The 15,962-nt window shown below is 41.6% G+C and carries 15 protein-coding genes; 8 read left to right on the plus strand and 7 right to left on the minus strand.

What is annotated here, in order from left to right:
- Positions 1–102: 102 nt before the first annotated feature.
- Entirely contained in the window at positions 103–1,332 is a 1,230-nt protein-coding gene (gene fabF, locus FLL45_RS08750; protein WP_142941638.1) for a beta-ketoacyl-ACP synthase II, read from the minus strand.
- Between the two features lie 460 nt (positions 1,333–1,792).
- Here fabF and FLL45_RS08755 point away from each other — a divergent pair, with 460 nt between their 5' ends.
- Complete coding sequence (locus tag FLL45_RS08755) at positions 1,793–2,494, plus strand: glycerophosphodiester phosphodiesterase (RefSeq protein WP_142941639.1); 702 nt, start codon at positions 1,793–1,795, stop codon at positions 2,492–2,494.
- Positions 2,495–2,693: 199 nt separating this feature from the next.
- On the opposite strand, the gene FLL45_RS08760 is transcribed toward FLL45_RS08755, so the two are convergent.
- The gene (locus tag FLL45_RS08760; protein ID WP_142941640.1) at positions 2,694–3,194 is read right to left on the minus strand and encodes a hypothetical protein; all 501 of its coding nucleotides are present in this window, start codon (positions 3,192–3,194) and stop codon (positions 2,694–2,696) included.
- Positions 3,195–3,301: 107 nt separating this feature from the next.
- Positions 3,302–6,577, minus strand: a complete 3,276-nt coding sequence (locus FLL45_RS08765; protein WP_142941641.1) for a VPS10 domain-containing protein — start codon at positions 6,575–6,577, stop codon at positions 3,302–3,304.
- A gap of 325 nt (positions 6,578–6,902) precedes the next feature.
- On the opposite strand from FLL45_RS08765, the gene FLL45_RS08770 reads away from it, so the two are divergent.
- From FLL45_RS08770 to FLL45_RS08790, 5 genes are all read left to right on the plus strand, one after another.
- Positions 6,903–7,082: a hypothetical protein gene (locus tag FLL45_RS08770; protein WP_142941642.1), complete on the plus strand. Its 180-nt coding sequence runs from the start codon at positions 6,903–6,905 to the stop codon at positions 7,080–7,082.
- A 264-nt stretch (positions 7,083–7,346) separates the two neighbouring features.
- Positions 7,347–7,895 carry a hypothetical protein gene (locus tag FLL45_RS08775; RefSeq protein ID WP_142941643.1) on the plus strand — a complete coding sequence of 183 codons (549 nt, stop codon included), beginning with the start codon at positions 7,347–7,349 and terminating at the stop codon, positions 7,893–7,895.
- A 141-nt stretch (positions 7,896–8,036) separates the two neighbouring features.
- Positions 8,037–8,483, plus strand: a complete 447-nt coding sequence (locus tag FLL45_RS08780) for a DUF2090 domain-containing protein (protein WP_142941644.1) — start codon at positions 8,037–8,039, stop codon at positions 8,481–8,483.
- Between the two features lie 62 nt (positions 8,484–8,545).
- Positions 8,546–9,007, plus strand: coding sequence for a MotA/TolQ/ExbB proton channel family protein (locus FLL45_RS08785; RefSeq protein ID WP_142941645.1), 462 nt, complete (start codon positions 8,546–8,548; stop codon positions 9,005–9,007).
- A 66-nt stretch (positions 9,008–9,073) separates the two neighbouring features.
- A complete protein-coding gene (locus tag FLL45_RS08790) occupies positions 9,074–9,412 on the plus strand; it encodes a hypothetical protein (RefSeq protein ID WP_142941646.1) in 339 nt (112 codons plus the stop codon).
- 92 nt (positions 9,413–9,504) lie between these two features.
- Here FLL45_RS08790 and aroG read toward each other — a convergent pair whose 3' ends face one another.
- Positions 9,505–10,569, minus strand: coding sequence for a 3-deoxy-7-phosphoheptulonate synthase AroG (aroG, locus tag FLL45_RS08795; protein ID WP_342778738.1), 1,065 nt, complete (start codon positions 10,567–10,569; stop codon positions 9,505–9,507).
- A 240-nt stretch (positions 10,570–10,809) separates the two neighbouring features.
- Between aroG and FLL45_RS08800 the strand changes: the two genes are divergently transcribed.
- Entirely contained in the window at positions 10,810–12,174 is a 1,365-nt protein-coding gene (locus FLL45_RS08800; RefSeq protein ID WP_142941647.1) for a TonB family protein, read from the plus strand.
- 22 nt (positions 12,175–12,196) lie between these two features.
- On the opposite strand, the gene FLL45_RS08805 is transcribed toward FLL45_RS08800, so the two are convergent.
- From FLL45_RS08805 to FLL45_RS08815, 3 genes are all read right to left on the minus strand, one after another.
- The gene (locus FLL45_RS08805; RefSeq protein ID WP_142941648.1) at positions 12,197–13,372 is read right to left on the minus strand and encodes a serine hydrolase domain-containing protein; all 1,176 of its coding nucleotides are present in this window, start codon (positions 13,370–13,372) and stop codon (positions 12,197–12,199) included.
- Positions 13,373–13,572: 200 nt separating this feature from the next.
- Positions 13,573–14,154, minus strand: coding sequence for a hypothetical protein (locus tag FLL45_RS08810; RefSeq protein ID WP_142941649.1), 582 nt, complete (start codon positions 14,152–14,154; stop codon positions 13,573–13,575).
- Positions 14,155–14,275: 121 nt separating this feature from the next.
- Positions 14,276–14,854 carry a hypothetical protein gene (locus tag FLL45_RS08815; protein WP_142941650.1) on the minus strand — a complete coding sequence of 193 codons (579 nt, stop codon included), beginning with the start codon at positions 14,852–14,854 and terminating at the stop codon, positions 14,276–14,278.
- Positions 14,855–15,077: 223 nt separating this feature from the next.
- On the opposite strand from FLL45_RS08815, the gene FLL45_RS08820 reads away from it, so the two are divergent.
- Positions 15,078–15,893: a DUF2797 domain-containing protein gene (locus tag FLL45_RS08820; protein WP_142941651.1), complete on the plus strand. Its 816-nt coding sequence runs from the start codon at positions 15,078–15,080 to the stop codon at positions 15,891–15,893.
- Positions 15,894–15,962 lie beyond the last annotated feature (69 nt).

Consider the following 15,962-nt stretch of genomic DNA (forward strand, 5'->3'; position numbering starts at 1 on the left):
AAAATTTGGCATGTCCATAACATCCAGTGTATCAGAAATCATTTGCGATGTGACTGAAGCCTAATCATCACAATGACTTTTCGATACTCGTAAATAGTCAGTTTATGCTGATTGCAATAATATCGAGCAATTAGTTCCACCAAAACCGAATGAGTTTGACAAACATGTCTTGACCGACTTTTCCTTGTAAAAATTAGATGTGTAATCGAGTTGGCATTCGGGATCCGGGGTATCTAAATTAATGGTTGGTGGAATCGCATTATCTTCCATTGCTTTAACGCAATAAATGAGTTCAACAGCGCCAGTGGCGCCAAGCATATGGCCTGTCATCGACTTTGTTGAGCTCATTGATAATTTACGTGCATGGCCGTTAAACACTTTACTCACTGCTTTAGATTCGCTGGCATCATTTAGTGGAGTCGAAGTGCCATGAGCGTTAAGGTAATCGATTTCACATAAGTTTGTTTTAGCCATGTTTATCGCCTTTGACATCGCTTGGCACTGGCCGCGTGCTTCGGGATGGGGGGCAGTCATATGATGAGCATCTGAGCTTAGTCCCCAGCCGCTGATTTCTGCAAGAATTTTTGCGCCTCTTTTTATTGCGTGTCGCTTTGACTCAAGCACCAACATGCCAGCCCCTTCACTTGAAACAAAACCATCACGATTTTTATCAAATGGTCGAGAAGCAGTACGGGGATCATCTTGGGATTGGCTTAGTGCACGCAGTCGGTTAAAGCCCATTAACGAAAAAGGTGTAATGCTTGCTTCGGCACCACCGGCAATGACCACATCCGCTTCGCCCAGCTTAATTAATCTGCAAGCATCAACAATTGCATGCGAAGAAGTACTGCAGGTAGAGCTTACGCCGTATGACGCCCCTTGAAATCCATAGGACTCAGTTATCAATCCAGAGGCCATCCCGATAACCGATGTGGGAATAAGGTAAGGGGAAATGCGGCGATACTTGCTGCCTTCAACTTTGGCCATTTCCGTTTCGATATTGCCGATTCCCCCTTGTCCTGACCCGGCAATGACCGCAACATTTTCAAGTTCAGCGATTTCAGCTTGTTCTATCGCTTGATGAGCCGCGGCAAGCGCGTATTTAATAAAGTCATCCAGCTTGCGATTAGCTTTGGTGTTCAAATTTTCAGGGAGTTCAAGGTTTTTTACCTCTCCGGCAATTTTCACGGGAAAATTATCAAGCTCGAACTTTGAAATAAAATCAATACCCGATTGACCCGCGATTAATTTTTCCCAATTGGAAGCTACGTCATTCCCTAATGGTGAGACGCATCCCATGCCAGTGATTACTACCTGTGTGTCGCCCTGCATACTTATCAATCGCTCTTGTTGCTTATCATACTAAACCGCAGTCATGCGTTGTGTTGGCTCTCAGTCGCTTGGTTACCTTCGTTACTATCGATTAGGTGATTATTTGATAGCTAACTACCTTACGAATAAACATTAGTTCAGTGCCAATTAACAAAACTGTAGATTTATGGATTGTGCGATCCTAGTCAGGATTTATTTCGGCCTTATGACAGTGGATAAGCTGCGGCCGGAGCATAATCGAAATTGAAGCGATTATTTTTTCACTTTTTTAGTCGAGTTGACTCATTATCTATGTAAAATCAATTGCTTCCTTTTTCATAATTAGGTCATAAAAGATTCAAAAAACTGTCAAATAGTGTCGTGCAACTTGAACTAAATAACTAAGAATGAACTAACATTAATGACTTGAGCATTATTTTAATTTATAAAGAGTGAAGCTGGTGCAGAAGGTAATTAATCAATGAAAGTAATCGCTCACCGAGGGGCAAGTGGCTACGAGCCCGAGAACACATTACTAGCGATAGAAGCTGCTATCGTAATGGAAGTTGATGCCGTAGAAATTGATTTGCATCGTGTTGAAGATCAATTAGTCGTCATCCACGATCGATGGATTGATAAAACGACAGATGGCAAGGGAAGGTTAAAAGATCTGACATTTGCTGAATTAAGGCGCTTTGATGCAGGCAAAGGTCAAAAAGTTCCAACTTTGTGGGAAGTACTTAAACTCATCAATGGTCGCTGTGCGGTTAATATCGAACTAAAAGCTGACGATACACTAGCGTTATTGGTATCAACGTTAACTCAAGCTTGTGCGGAGCTTAATTTTGATAGCACGCAGTTTGTCATCTCGTCATTTAATCATCATTTATTAAAAAACTTAAAACAACATGCTGGAGAATGGCGGATTGGTGCTTTAACGGGAAGTCGCCCGTTAGACTATGCAGAGTTTGCTGAAAGGTTAGGGGCCTACAGCGTTCACATTGATGTTGATATTGTCGATAAATATTTTGTTGATGATGCGCATGCAAGAGGGTTAAAGGTTTATGTGTACACGGTAGATAAGGAGGAAGATATAGACGATTTGATCGCACTGAATGTTGATGGAATATTTACTAATTACCCAACACGCTCGTTGGTTAAAATTGCGCATTCGAAGCTTTAGAATTTAAGAACTAAGAACTAAGAACTAAGAACTAAGAACTGTTTCGGGGTAGTGCGCCAACCTGTTGAACACCTCGAAGGTGATATTGGTAGAACTTTTGATACTATTTTGAGAGGTATTGTGCGTACGATGGCGTTGATGTAATAAATTACCAATATTGTTTTCAGTTGAAATTCAAAAGATGTTGAATTGGCTTTGTTTATTTTATTGGAAAAGCTTTTGTTTTTAGCTTTAAGTCGATTTTTGCTGGTCCGTCAATTTGCGTTGTTGATTCAGTCCCATTCATAAACGGGTTTTCTTTTACTTTAAAAGTATATTCACCTGTGACTAATTCAACGGAAAATTCGCCTTTATCATTCGATTTTAATTGTCTAATAGGTTTGCCATCACTGGTCTCAATATAGATGTCGACAGAGACAGGTTTATCGGCGCAGGGATTCTTAATTCTCGGATCAAGTCCCTTCGAATCGGCGGTAATATTGATAGCACAAGTTGATGCGAGAGTGGTATTCCCCCGTACTTGGTGTTTTTGAAGGTTGTCAGGGTTATCAGTCTGCACGTTTGTTTCTTTTTCAGTGTTAGTTGGTGTCCCCTCGGAGGTAGCAACGCTCGATACACTGTCCGAAGAATGGCAACTAATGAGCAGACTTGTAACAGCGATTAAACCAAATGTTTTAAAGTTCTTAAAAATCGAAGCCATACTTTTTTAGTCTGCCTATCAGTTTTATCTTAATCGAAGCAGTTTATTGAGAAAACTTATCCGATATCAATTCTGGTGCACCAATCAAGGTACACCAGAGGATTGAATTACTTTTTAATCGTACGTCGAATTCCGAACAAGCTCAACAGCATGACCAAGAACAAGCCACCAAAGGCTCCCGAACCGCCACTCTTAACACTTAATGTAAAAGTTGAAGACGCAGAAAGTTCACCGTCAGATGCGGTAATCGTCACTTGAGTCACAGACGGAGCGACCGGCGTACCTTCGATAGTACCATCAGGATTAATCGTTAAACCCAAAGGTAGACCGCTGGAACTGAAGACTAAGGTATCACCATCAACGTCGCTGAAGCTTGCGCTAACGTTTTGTTCGAACTGACGCTCCACACGGCCGTTGAAATCACTAATTTCCGAAGCGACAGGCGCATCATTAACTGGCGTTACATTAATTGTCATAGTCGCGGGTTCGCGGGAAATGACGTCGTTATCGTCTCTTGCTTGCCATTGGATACTGGCGTCGCCATTGAAGTCAGCATTTGGTGTAAAGACTAAACTGCCTAGGTCGGCCAATGCAATGAGTTGGCCGGCAGATACCGAGTCACTGTTTAGTGTTAATACGCCATTAGCGAAATCAATAATTTCGATCTGTGTCGGAGTAAATATGTTTGGACCATCTAAGTTATCAACAAAGCCTGCTTCAGTGAGACTCAAAGCGGTATCTTCTGCAGTCACTTCAACCGAATTAGCGGTTCTTAATAAGTCGTTAAGCTCAACTCGATACGCGCTACGGCCATGGGTAAAGGCAAATAAAGTACGGTCTGCGAACTTCAAAGTCTGGACTTGAGTATTTGCAAAACCACCATTTTCAACCATCCAGTTTGCACCAGAATCGATACTGACGAATACCCCTAAATCAGTACCAACAAATAGTCGGCGAGAGTCGGCAGGGTCAACCTTAATATCATGAGCGGGAATGTCTGGAATGCCATTGGCTTCGCCCATGTTATCGATCGCCGTCCAAGTCGCGCCACCGTCAGTTGAACGGAAAACGTGACTCGTGCCAAAAGTTGAAACTGTAGCATAAGCGATATTTTCATCTTGCGGATCAAATGCGACTGAAGAGATAAACCCACCCAAGTTTGCAGAAGATTCCCAAACCGTTGTCGCGTCTGCATTACCGGCATCTGCATTTCGGAAAATAAAGCCATCTTGAGTACCAACAATGACTCGCTCTGAGTTAGTAGGCGCGTTTGCAACAGCGCTACCACTCGCACTCAAAGTTGTGCTGGCCTGAACCCAATTTTCAGCTTGATCGTCGGTTCTCCATATCTCGCTGCCCAAGATCCATAACCGCTGAGGATTGTTGGAGTCCATTTCAAAGGTTGTGATAAATGGGAAACCACCACCAGTAATGCCATTTGATGCTGCGGCGAATGAAACACCACCATCGATTGACTTACGAATACTTAACCCGGTTGTTTCAAGAAATAGCACGTCGGTATTTGTCGGATCGACAGCAACATAACCACCATCACCACCAAAAATTTCTATCCAAGAATTTGCGCCCGCGGTATCGGCTCCTAATAGGGTTCCGTTGTCCTGCGTACCACCAAAGTAAGATTCACCGTCAGGGAATGGCGTACCATTATAAAATTGAGTCACCCGATAGTCGTTATTTAAATTATCCCAGTCGACAATCGTGTCATCAGGAACAAACGTCGGAACACCAAAGTCTTCAGGTGTCACGCCAAAACCAACTTCGAGCGCAATGCCACAGTACTCGAGTACTGATAAAGTACGTCCAGTTGCCGCATTGTTTACGCGCTGAATACCACCATCGTTACCAACATACATGTGTTCTACAGTCGTACCATCATAATTTGGCGGGAACGCAAAAATGTGAATGTCAGCATGCGCATATTGATCGTTGTCGGTATCTAAGAACCAAGAACTTGTTAAGCCCCATGATTGACCTCCGTCATCTGAACGAAGAATATCGATACCACCAGCCCACACAACATCAGGATTAGTGGGGTCGACAGTAATGATATTGTCATACCAACCTTGGTTAAAGAACTGTTGGAAGCCAATACCGCAAGCCGGCAAAATACTCAGTAATGGATTACTCAGAATAGTAAATCCTGCATTGTTGGCATCATTCGGCACAGCAAATGGGCCTGAGAGGGTTGTCTCATCATCAACACTGTATTGTGCTTGCCAAGTGGCGCCGCCATCGTTTGAGCGATAAACCTTATTTAATCCAAGGCTGCCCATGTTGTTAGCGGAAAATTGGTTCGTTGCATTCAATGCATAAATTACATCTTGATTAGAAGGCGCAATTGCAATTGTTGAACGCCCCATTTCTGCTTCCGCTAAAACCGTTGAGAAAGTGTCACCGCCGTCTGTTGAACGAACAATACGTCCAGGAAGGAATGAACCACACGCACCAACTAGATTATCAGTTTCTAAATCAGTTCGAATTTGTAAATCAACACAGCCAACGGCAACATCACTTCCATCATGTACTAAAGACCAGGTAGCACCCGCATCGGTCGAACGAAATATACCTTCTCTGGTTGCGGCGTAAAGACGATTTGAGTCATTTGAACTAATAGCTAATTTGTTAACAAAGTGAAAGTTAGCATTGTCAGCGGTGCTTTCTAGGTGCTCCCAGGTGTCACCACCGTCTGTCGTTCTGAAAATACCATTACCGCGAACCGCATCGCCATTAAAGAAGCCTTCGCCTGTTCCCGCATACAATATGTCTGAGTTGTCCGGGTCCATTACCAAAGTGACGACTGCCAAATTTGGCAACATATCATCGAGTGGCGCCCAGTTCTCGCCGCCATTGGTTGAGCGCCAAACGCCACCATCAACACCGGCAGTAAAAATAATTTCAGGGTTTTCAGGATGGACGACGATTGTGCGTGTGCGACCACCAATGTTGCCAGGCCCTAAGTTATCCCAGTGGCCAAGCTCAACATTTTCACCGTCAGCCATTGTCTTACTGAATAAAGCTTTTAATCCAGGATCTGCTTTTAGTTGCGCTCTGGTTGGTAACACTTGCTTGGTCGAAGAGGAATACTGAGGCATCGACTCCATTTGCTTTAGAGCTTTGGAATAATTGGCATAAGGAACTTCTCCCTTACCGCCAGGCATTCTCTTTAGCACAGCAAAATCTATCGCTTCTTGTGGTTTGTCGTAAGGCTTTTTGCTTTTTGTCGCTAGCAGCGCATTAAATGACGTTTCTAGCGCTTGGCTTGTTTTAAATTTATCTTGGGAAGTTTGATCGCTAAAATGGAAAGCACCATAAACTGCAGAGCCCACCGCCAAAGCGATAAGAGTTTTGCTTATTACCTGCATGAATTTTACCCTTTTGTGAATGACTAATAAAAAATTATTATTACTTGTTATGAATATTGATAACGAAGCACGCTAAGTAACCGAATTGATTTATGGAGAGCGGGTCTACCAGCAAATCTGATGCGGCTTTTACTACTCGACGCCAAATGCTATCAAAGTTTTTTAGCGAATTTAGCGTAAATAATGCCGCTTTCGCTCAGTAAAATATGAACAAATGTTTCACAAAGGTCTGAGTTTTAGAAAACCAAACTATCAGAAAGTTACGTGATTAATACTAGTTAAGCTCGATTTACATGACAGGCATCATTAAGTTAATGACTGACAAATGCAAGGGTGGATCTCTCACAATGTTTGTTCTCGATGTGATAGATTGGCTAGTCATGATGTTGGTTTAGCGATTTACATGACAGGCATCATTAAGTCAGTGACTGACAAACGCAAGGGTGGATCTCTCACAATGTTTGTTCTCGATGTGATAGATTGGCTAGTCATGATGTTGGTTTAGCGGTTTACATGACAGGCATCATTAAGTCAGTGACTGACAAACGCAAGGGTGGATCTCTCACAATGTTTGTTCTCGATGTGATAGATTGGCTAGTCATGATGTTGGTTTAGCGGTTTACATGACAGGCATCATTAAGTCAGTGACTGACAAACGCACGGGTGGATCTCTCACGATGGTTTTCCCGGTGTGAAATTGGTTAGTGGTGATGTCGGTTTAGTATGATTGGGAAAGTGTCATAGTTGTTTGAATGGAAAAAGATAAAAGATGAACAAACTATTCTTCAGTTTGGTAATTATTGGGATATTAGATTTATGTGGGTCGGTTACCGCTTCGGAGTTTAAGTCTATTGATTGTGGAAGTATCTCCCTCGAGGTTGTTAGTTCTTTCCAGATCAACCGCGGTTTTCATAGCGAAGAGAAGAATGTCGACTTTTGCTACTACCAAAACAGAGACCATAACGGCAATGTCACCGCTAGCTTTCAAGTTCTTAGAAGACTCGTCAATGAATGGACGAATAAACCTCAAAAAGAGCTAAACGATATCGCCCTAAAATTTACCAAAGAAGCAATGAAGCCACTGTTAGCCTTGAACTTAGGCCCACCTCAACTTACAGGCCCAGTTGAGATTGCCACAAATTATGCTAAATACTTTTGTTATCGAACTCGTCCCAAAGGTTCAAATGTTTCGTTAGGTTTAGTTTGTAATGCCGCCTTACCAAATAAACAAATCCTGGTAAGATACCATCGAGAACACAAGAGCAAGGTTACAGAGAAAGCACTAGATACGATGTTTCATTCTGTAAGATACAATTAGTTTGCTTTTTGTTGAGCTTTGGGTAATGAATTAAATTGGCCGGCATTGCGAAGCTTCAAAGAAAACACAGACCAGTAAACTAACATGACAGGCATCGCTAAGTAGTAAACGCTTAGCGGGAGGACTAATTTAGAAGCTCAAATGAAAAGTGTACTAAACACAATATTCGCCATTACTTTCTCCGGTGTTGTTTATGGCAGTGATGAAGGGGCCCCACCTAAACAGTGGTGGAGTGCTCCTTTGTCTATAGAAGAAATTGAAAAACAAGATGAGGCTTGGGCACAAAAGCAAATCGAAAAAATTGAAAATTTTACTCATGACTGCGAGGAGCTTGAGATGAAATCATCACAAGAAAAGCGAATTAAATCTACTCCTTGTAACTCTTCGAAAAGCAACAAGAATTATCTTTTGCGAGGAATAGAATCGATGCGCTTGTCGAATGCAAAAGGATGGCTTAAATTAAAGTCACTATATCAAGCCGGAGACGAGGTGCGCTCATATGCAGCACCACCTTTGAGCGGTTCTATAGGTTATATACTGATAAGAGAAGGAGTCGTTATTTATACATACGAGACTGCACAACAGTGAGCTTTTTGTAAAGTCACTGATATTAATCAGTATTGCAAATTAAAAGTATAGATAAGTTAAAAATGAGTAACAATTTATATGAATCACCAGAAGCCGCGATAGTCTCAAGCAACGAGATTAAAGTATCAATAGCTGGAAAATGCCTGGCGATACTTGGGACTATATTGTTGCTCGGGCTTCCTATCGGAATAATATCTACCGTATTTTCAATGATTGAAACATTTCAATCTATTACATTAACAGGAAGTGGTGACTCAAAAGTTATGGCTGATAGCACTTCACAAGCATTGGTCAGTACTGTGCTTGGGGTAGCTTTAGCAATTCCAGGTGCAGCATTGTTAACGATTTCCATTCTGTTATTTAAATACAGGAAACCTTGGGTGTATAAAGCAGCATTTGTTTCTTCTATTTTTGCTCTGTTCGTATTCCCTATAGGTACGATTTTAGCAATATTAATCTTAGTATTCTTGGTAAAAAATAAGCACAATTACTTTCTAATACCTGAAGCACAACCCAGTGATTAAATTATATAATTACACATTGGTATCGAGGTTAAAAAAACGCGCCTCATTTTAACTTAATGGTTCTCCATGATTTACGCAGCCAACTTTGAGAGACTTGCAATACGAATTCTTTGTAGCAGTTATGTTTCCGACGACATCCTTTCTCAATTATTAGATTCCGAAGCGAGTTTTTTCGAGTATTCTGGAAGTGGATATTTTCTTTATTTTAAGCATGAGAAATTACCGAAGAGTCGAATTATTTGTGACCTACCTAAGCTTAAGGGAGAATGGGAAGGTGTGGAGGCAGGGTTCTTGGTTTTTTTAGGGGATAACGAGTTAGTCTTAGAATGCCACTCGTGGGGAGAGGTCGGTATTCCCGAAAATTACAGAGACAAACCCGTAAGTATCTATCAAATTAAAATATAACAAGACAATCTTGATAGAAACAGAAAATATGCTCGACTGATTTTGGCATTATGTACCTAATTTTAGTCAAAGACCAGTCAATTAAAATTGACTCAACCGATTCGTCCAGACTCTTTAACTGAATCTGATAACCGTGAAAGTAACAGCTCGCTATCTTCCCAGCCGAGACAACCGTCAGTAATACTTTTACCGAAAACTTCAGCATTTCCATTCACTAGTTTTTGGTTGCCTTCTTCTAAAAAGCTTTCAACCATTACGCCGAATACTGATTGGTTACCTTTGATTAATTGATTTCCGACATTTTCGCAAACGTCAAGTTGGCGTTTAAACTGTTTACTGCTGTTGGCATGACTAAAATCCACCATGATTTTTGCTGGTAAACCAGCAGCTTCGAGCTGAGTTGAAATTTCGTTGACACTCGTCTCATCATAGTTAGGCTTTTTCCCACCACGAAGAATGATATGACAATCTTTATTGCCTGCGGTTTCAACGATGGCTGAGTGACCATATTTGGTCACTGACAAAAAATGATGGGGAGAGCTTGCCGCACCAATAGCATCTATCGCAATTTTTATATTGCCATCCGTACCATTCTTAAATCCCACCGGACACGACAAACCAGAGGCTAATTCTCGGTGAACTTGAGATTCGGTTGTGCGCGCACCGATTGCCCCCCAACTCATTAAGTCAGCAAGGTATTGAGGCGTAATCATATCCAGGTACTCACCAGCTGTTGGTAATCCAAGCTCATTAATATCAACCAAAAGTTTTCTCGCTAAGCGGAGGCCATCGTTGATTTTAAAACTGTTATCGAGATAAGGATCGTTTATTAAACCTTTCCACCCCACTGTGGTACGCGGTTTTTCAAAATATACTCGCATAACAATTTCGAGAGTGTCTTTGTATTTTTCTCTGAGGGGTAAAAGTTTTTTAGCATATTCAATGGCTGCCGAAGGGTCATGAATCGAACAAGGACCGATAACGACCATTAAGCGCTTATCGGCTCCAGACAAAATGTTGTGAATCGCTTGTCGACCATGAAACACCGTATTACTCGCGTGCTCAGCGGCAGGATATTTTTCCAGCAGTGCTACCGGCGGAAGTAGCTCTTTTATTTTGTTAATTCTGACATCGTCAGTTTGATAGTGCATTTTCATCAAATTTCATTTACTTCAGGGCTCGGCTCAGAGGACGATTATTGGTGAACAAATTAAGGAATTCAACGGTTTATGAAAGTTAGATCTTTAAAAAGTGAAATTTTTATAAATATTGATTGAAGCTGCAATTAGATTGGTGAAATTTCCAATAGGCTATTTGTTGATTCAAGGAATATTTTTGATTAGGGTTCGTTTAGAGAAGCAGGGAAATGATAAAACCAACAAAGGAATACCGTAAATATGCATAAAATTTATTCAATTTTACTATTAATTATTTTTAGTCCAGCAGTACTTGCAGACTTCAATGCCGCGCTCGATGCGTATGAGAGTGGTAATCTTTCAGATGCTTATAGTCGGTTTAAATCGATGGGGGAGTTGGGCGATTCGCGATCGCAGTTTAACCTTGGTGCAATGTATTTCAACGGTGAGTCTGTTGATAAGGACGTAAATCTTGCCTATGCATGGATGAAGCTAGCGATAAAAAGCGACAATGCAACAGAGCAGCAGAAATCAGTATTTGAGCTGGTTAGCAGTAAGGTAAAGGATAAGGAAAAAGCTGAGAAGGCTTATCGCGTTCTGGAAGCAAAGTACTCCTCTGAAGCGCTTTTAGCCAATCTGTACCCGGTCATTGTCAAGCCAGAGAATGACAATGCTTTTGCGGCCAAACCAACAAAAATAGTCGATCCAAAGTATCCAAGAAAAGCGGCAATGAAAGGTATTTCTGGGTGGGTTCGCTTCCAGTTTGATGTCGATAAAATTGGCGCACCGAGAAATTTAGTTCTTTTAGAGTCTTTTCCCGATGATATGTTTGTCGACGCGTCACAACGAGCGATAAAAAAGTGGCGCTTTGAGCCTGCAACAGACTCTCAAGGTGTGTCAAATGTCGATAAAGGCTTAACTTACACGATGGAGTACAAGATAGGTGTTAATGGTAAAGCCGCAAAACTACTTATCAAAGAAGACGCCTACAATATAGTCAAGTCACAAGCGTTACAAGGTGACGCTGTATCACAATTTAAATTTGGCTTTATGCATAAGAAATTTTCTGATCTAGAAGAAGATGTTAATCCCAATGATTGGTTTTTAAAGGCCGCGGTCCAAGACTTTCCATTAGCACAATATCAACTAGGTTTGAGCTTGATTAAGGGTCAAGGATGCCTTGAAGATAAAGCAAAAGGCATCGAATGGTTGAGCCGGTCAGCAGCCAGTGGCTTAAAAGACGCAAACGAATTTTTGGGCACATTGGCGTCCGAAGTTCAATCGCAAGAATCTCATCAAAAAGCGGTACAACTTTTTAGCGCCGAGAAAGAGCTAAGTAGTTATGCGAAACTTGATTATGCTTGGTTGCTAGCAACGTCGCCATATCAAGACGTTGCGAATCCAAAACTTGCGATTAAATTAGCTGAAGATTTAGACCATAGAGAGTTTTGGGATGAAGCGACGCAATATGAAATTAAAGCGGCTGCTTTTGCTGCGTTAGGAGACTACAAAAAAGCGGTTGATTTGCAGCAAGAAGCGCTCGATGAAGCCGATGATATGAACGTTGATTTGAGTATTATCGAAGAACGTTTATCACTATATAAGAAAAACCAAAAATGGTTTTAATCACCCTATCATTCTGGGTGAACTAAAATACAATTGCAGGAATTATGGCTCGCTCGACGATTTTAAAGGGCGAGTCATACAAACCATTTTCATAGTTCTGTGCGGTGAAAGCGACTACTAAATCATAGTCCGGCACTAATACAATAAACTGACCTCCATAGCCACGAGTTGAGTAAAACGGAATCGATTGGTTATTGATGACGAACTCGCCAAGCCACCACTGATATCCATAACCCGTTGTATAATCCCAGTTTAACGGCACCGACATTGCGAGTGATTCTGCGACCCATTCCGAACTGACGATTTGCAGCCCGTTCCAAACACCATCATTCATGTACATCACCCCAAATTTTGCAAGATCGCGGGTTTGCATAAAAAGACCACTGCCAGTATTTGGGATTCCTGTTGGTGTCATCAACCATTCAGCGCGTTCAATTTGCAATGGCTGAAACAAATATTGCTCAGCAAAATCTTCCATGGGCTGGCCGGTTGCTATTTCAACAACAGCTCCCAAAGCGATCGAGGCTACGGTGTTGTAGGCATAATCGGTACCCGGATCGACAACGAGCGGTAAGTCCAATAGTGCTTTAACGAAATCATTGTTATTTTCGGTGAGAGCGGTAAGGCTATTATTTCTATCGCCAAAGGGCTGAGTCCACTCGTCCCATTCCAAACCCAGTTGCATAGTCAAGACGTTTTCCAACGTCATTAAGTTTTTCCGATCATCCCAGTTATCATAAACGGCGTAATCAAAGTAGCTATAAAAGGGACGATTCAGATCTTGAATGTAGCCTTGGTCTTTTGCTATTCCGACAAGCGCAGACACAAAACTCTTGCTGGTTGAATGCAGGACATGACGGTTTAAATCATTATTACCTACCCAATTATCATAAATATTCAGCTCGGTTCTGAAATCTTCATGAAGTAACAAGTTGCCGTTACGGACGATCGATAAAGAGTCAATACCTTGGTAAGTACCATTTTGAATATTATTGATGAGTTGTTTAATCGCTGCTTCTTCAAATCCGTTATCAACAATATGGCCAACCATCCAGCCATCAGCTTTTTCAGCTGGCATCGCATATTCGTAGGGAGGAGCGTCAACAGGCTGACTTGAACCGCTGCCTTCAGAGCAAGCAGATAACGTTACAGAGACGAGTAACAGCAGTAACGTTTTTTTGAGCAGGTCGACTGGCATAGGTGATTTGTCGCTTAACCGGTATTTTTAGCTTAAGTAGTGATCAGCTGCCTAAAATACCAATTAAACGATGGGGGATTCAACTAAATCTCGCACAGAAATGTAAATAGAATTAATTTTAAGGTCTGCGATTGATGACCAAAGCTATCGCTATTGCCCATACAATAGCGGCTCCAAAAATTGTTGATGGGAGAGCTTTGTTAGAATCTATAGGTGAACTGTAGTCCGGTAAAAGTGTCATTGCGCGCTTGCCAATACTCACTATCGATATCACGAATACGGCTAAACGCCGAAATATTTAGGCGACCCATATTCAACCCCGCGCCTATCCCTACATAACTATCAATACTTTTACCCAAGTTTTCTGGCTCATCATTGAGTCCGATGGCATCAAAGAGAATATCATCAATCTGACGAAAATCAGGATTGAGTAGTTCTCCGATGTCAAAACCAAACTCGCCGTAAAGCGAAAAGTTGGAAAAGTAACCGACTTTTACATGACCTTCCCAAGCCATAAAACGCTCTTCAAAACCTAAGTCAGTCATTACTTTTGCATTACTTAGTGATGTTGACAGATTCAAACCAAAATCACTCTCATTGAAGGTAAATGTCGTGCCAATTCCAATGCCTGAGTAAAAGTCATTGCCGCTTGATTCATGGGTAAAAAACATATTGGACTGACTGACACGTGTTTGCACAGATTGGTAATCGTCAGCTGAAGCTTTAAGTGACATTAGCGCGCTAAAAAACAGTAAGGTAATGGTGATTGGTAAATTTTTCATTGTCGAAGTCGCTTTAAATTGGGCAATAAAAATCCCTCTTCCGACAAGGCAGAGATAAAAGGAAGAGGGGGAGAAAATAAACTAAAAATTGAGTAGGTTTTAAACCAAACAGACAAATGGGTTAGAAGTTAATTGAAACCTGAAAGCCCGAAAACTGTTCTGAGCGCGCTTCCCAATAACGACTGTCGATTTCTCGATAGCGAGTAAACCCTTCGACTTTAAATGGGCCAACATTTACGCCCGCGCCAAAGCCAACATAGGCATCAATATCATCGTGGTATTCATCATAGTAACCACCGCAACGAAAGCAGTCATTGTAGTGGTATCTTAGGTCATGAAATAGTAGCTCGGACAAATCAATGCCAACTTCACCATACAATGAGATGTTAGAGAAAATTCCAAACTTTAGGCCGGCTTCCCATGCTGCGTAATTTTCTTCGATTCCGTCAAAGGCGGTGACGGTTGCATCATTCAAGGAGGTTGTTACGACGAATCCAAGATCGGTTTCAGGATCGGTATAGGTCAAGCTAATACCGACGCCATAAATATAATCGTCGCCATTTGCTTCATAGGTGTAATACAACGCGGCATCTTTATTACCGAAATAAGAATGATTACCGGCGTGATGGGCTGAAACTGACAGAATTGGCAAAAGGAGTGCGAGTCCCACTATTCCTTTGATCATTAATTTTTTGCTCATTGATTTTTATCCTGAAGCACTATTACAAAGTATGGAAGTAATATTAGGCGAAGGAAACTGAATTATTCCTGAATGATTTCTCGACAATAGAATAATCCTTGTAATTGGTTGCTAGGCGGCAGGTTGTTTACAGAGTAAAATACTGGGAAAGCCAAGATCGTTTAGTTCAATTTTCAGGCTCAAAAATCACGCTCAATAATAATAGAATACAATAGGAATAAGTATGTTATCTGGTCACCTTTCCAAAATGCGCGCCGACCTCGGTGAACAAGTCGAGTATCGATTGCCGGTTGGCGATGAAGAGTTGCCATTAAATCAGTTTTTAGGAAAAACGCTGTCGTTAGAATTTACCGGCAATATCAGCTGCAAACACTGTGGCGCCAAGACTAATAAAAGCTTTTCTCAAGGGTACTGTTTTCCGTGCATGAGAAGTCTTGCGCAATGTGATATGTGCATTATGAAACCCGAGACCTGTCATTATCACGAAGGGACCTGCCGCGAACCGGAGTGGGGTGAAGCGAATTGCTTTGTGCCACATTTTGTTTATTTATCAAATACTTCAGGGTTAAAAGTCGGCATAACCCGACACAGTCAAATACCGACGCGCTGGATTGATCAAGGCGCAACCCAAGCGACGACTATCTTCAAAGTTAATACGCGCCAGCAATCAGGCTTAGTTGAAGTCACTTTTAAAGACCTCATTGCCGATAAGACCAATTGGCGAGCCTTACTTAAAGGAAACGCTGAACCCCGTGATTTAGTGACCGAGGCGCAAACACTTAAGGCGAAGCTTCAAGAAAAACTGGATAGTTTAGTTTCAGAGATCGGCGGCGATGATATCGAATCTTTGACTTCAGAGCAGGTTGAGATTAACTACCCGGTACTTGAATTTCCGGAAAAAATTAAATCGCATAACTTCGACAAAAATCCGCTAGTAGAAGGGACGTTAATGGGGATCAAAGGTCAATATTTGTTGTTTGATACTGGAGTCATTAACATCCGTAAATTTACCTCTTACGAGGTGAATGTTTCTGGATAGTTGTTCAATACTTATACAAAAATAAAACAAAAGCCAGGAGATTCTCTTGGCTTTTTTGATACACCCGAT

Origin of the sequence: Aliikangiella marina, from assembly GCF_007004765.1 — a bacterium.
Classification (GTDB): Bacteria; Pseudomonadota; Gammaproteobacteria; order Enterobacterales; family Kangiellaceae; genus Aliikangiella; species Aliikangiella marina.

Coding starts and splice junctions, on each gene's coding strand:
- FLL45_RS08820 (WP_142941651.1), top strand. CDS start 15,078: ATGTTATCTGGTCACCTTTCCAAAATGCGCGCCGACCTCGGTGAACAA.
- FLL45_RS08805 (WP_142941648.1), bottom strand. CDS start 13,372: ATGCCAGTCGACCTGCTCAAAAAAACGTTACTGCTGTTACTCGTCTCT.
- FLL45_RS08765 (WP_142941641.1), bottom strand. CDS start 6,577: ATGCAGGTAATAAGCAAAACTCTTATCGCTTTGGCGGTGGGCTCTGCA.
- FLL45_RS08775 (WP_142941643.1), top strand. CDS start 7,347: ATGAACAAACTATTCTTCAGTTTGGTAATTATTGGGATATTAGATTTA.
- FLL45_RS08790 (WP_142941646.1), top strand. CDS start 9,074: ATGATTTACGCAGCCAACTTTGAGAGACTTGCAATACGAATTCTTTGT.
- fabF (WP_142941638.1), bottom strand. CDS start 1,332: ATGCAGGGCGACACACAGGTAGTAATCACTGGCATGGGATGCGTCTCA.
- FLL45_RS08800 (WP_142941647.1), top strand. CDS start 10,810: ATGCATAAAATTTATTCAATTTTACTATTAATTATTTTTAGTCCAGCA.
- FLL45_RS08785 (WP_142941645.1), top strand. CDS start 8,546: ATGAGTAACAATTTATATGAATCACCAGAAGCCGCGATAGTCTCAAGC.
- FLL45_RS08770 (WP_142941642.1), top strand. CDS start 6,903: ATGCAAGGGTGGATCTCTCACAATGTTTGTTCTCGATGTGATAGATTG.
- FLL45_RS08760 (WP_142941640.1), bottom strand. CDS start 3,194: ATGGCTTCGATTTTTAAGAACTTTAAAACATTTGGTTTAATCGCTGTT.
- FLL45_RS08810 (WP_142941649.1), bottom strand. CDS start 14,154: ATGAAAAATTTACCAATCACCATTACCTTACTGTTTTTTAGCGCGCTA.
- FLL45_RS08780 (WP_142941644.1), top strand. CDS start 8,037: ATGAAAAGTGTACTAAACACAATATTCGCCATTACTTTCTCCGGTGTT.
- FLL45_RS08755 (WP_142941639.1), top strand. CDS start 1,793: ATGAAAGTAATCGCTCACCGAGGGGCAAGTGGCTACGAGCCCGAGAAC.
- aroG (WP_342778738.1), bottom strand. CDS start 10,569: ATGAAAATGCACTATCAAACTGACGATGTCAGAATTAACAAAATAAAA.
- FLL45_RS08815 (WP_142941650.1), bottom strand. CDS start 14,854: ATGAGCAAAAAATTAATGATCAAAGGAATAGTGGGACTCGCACTCCTT.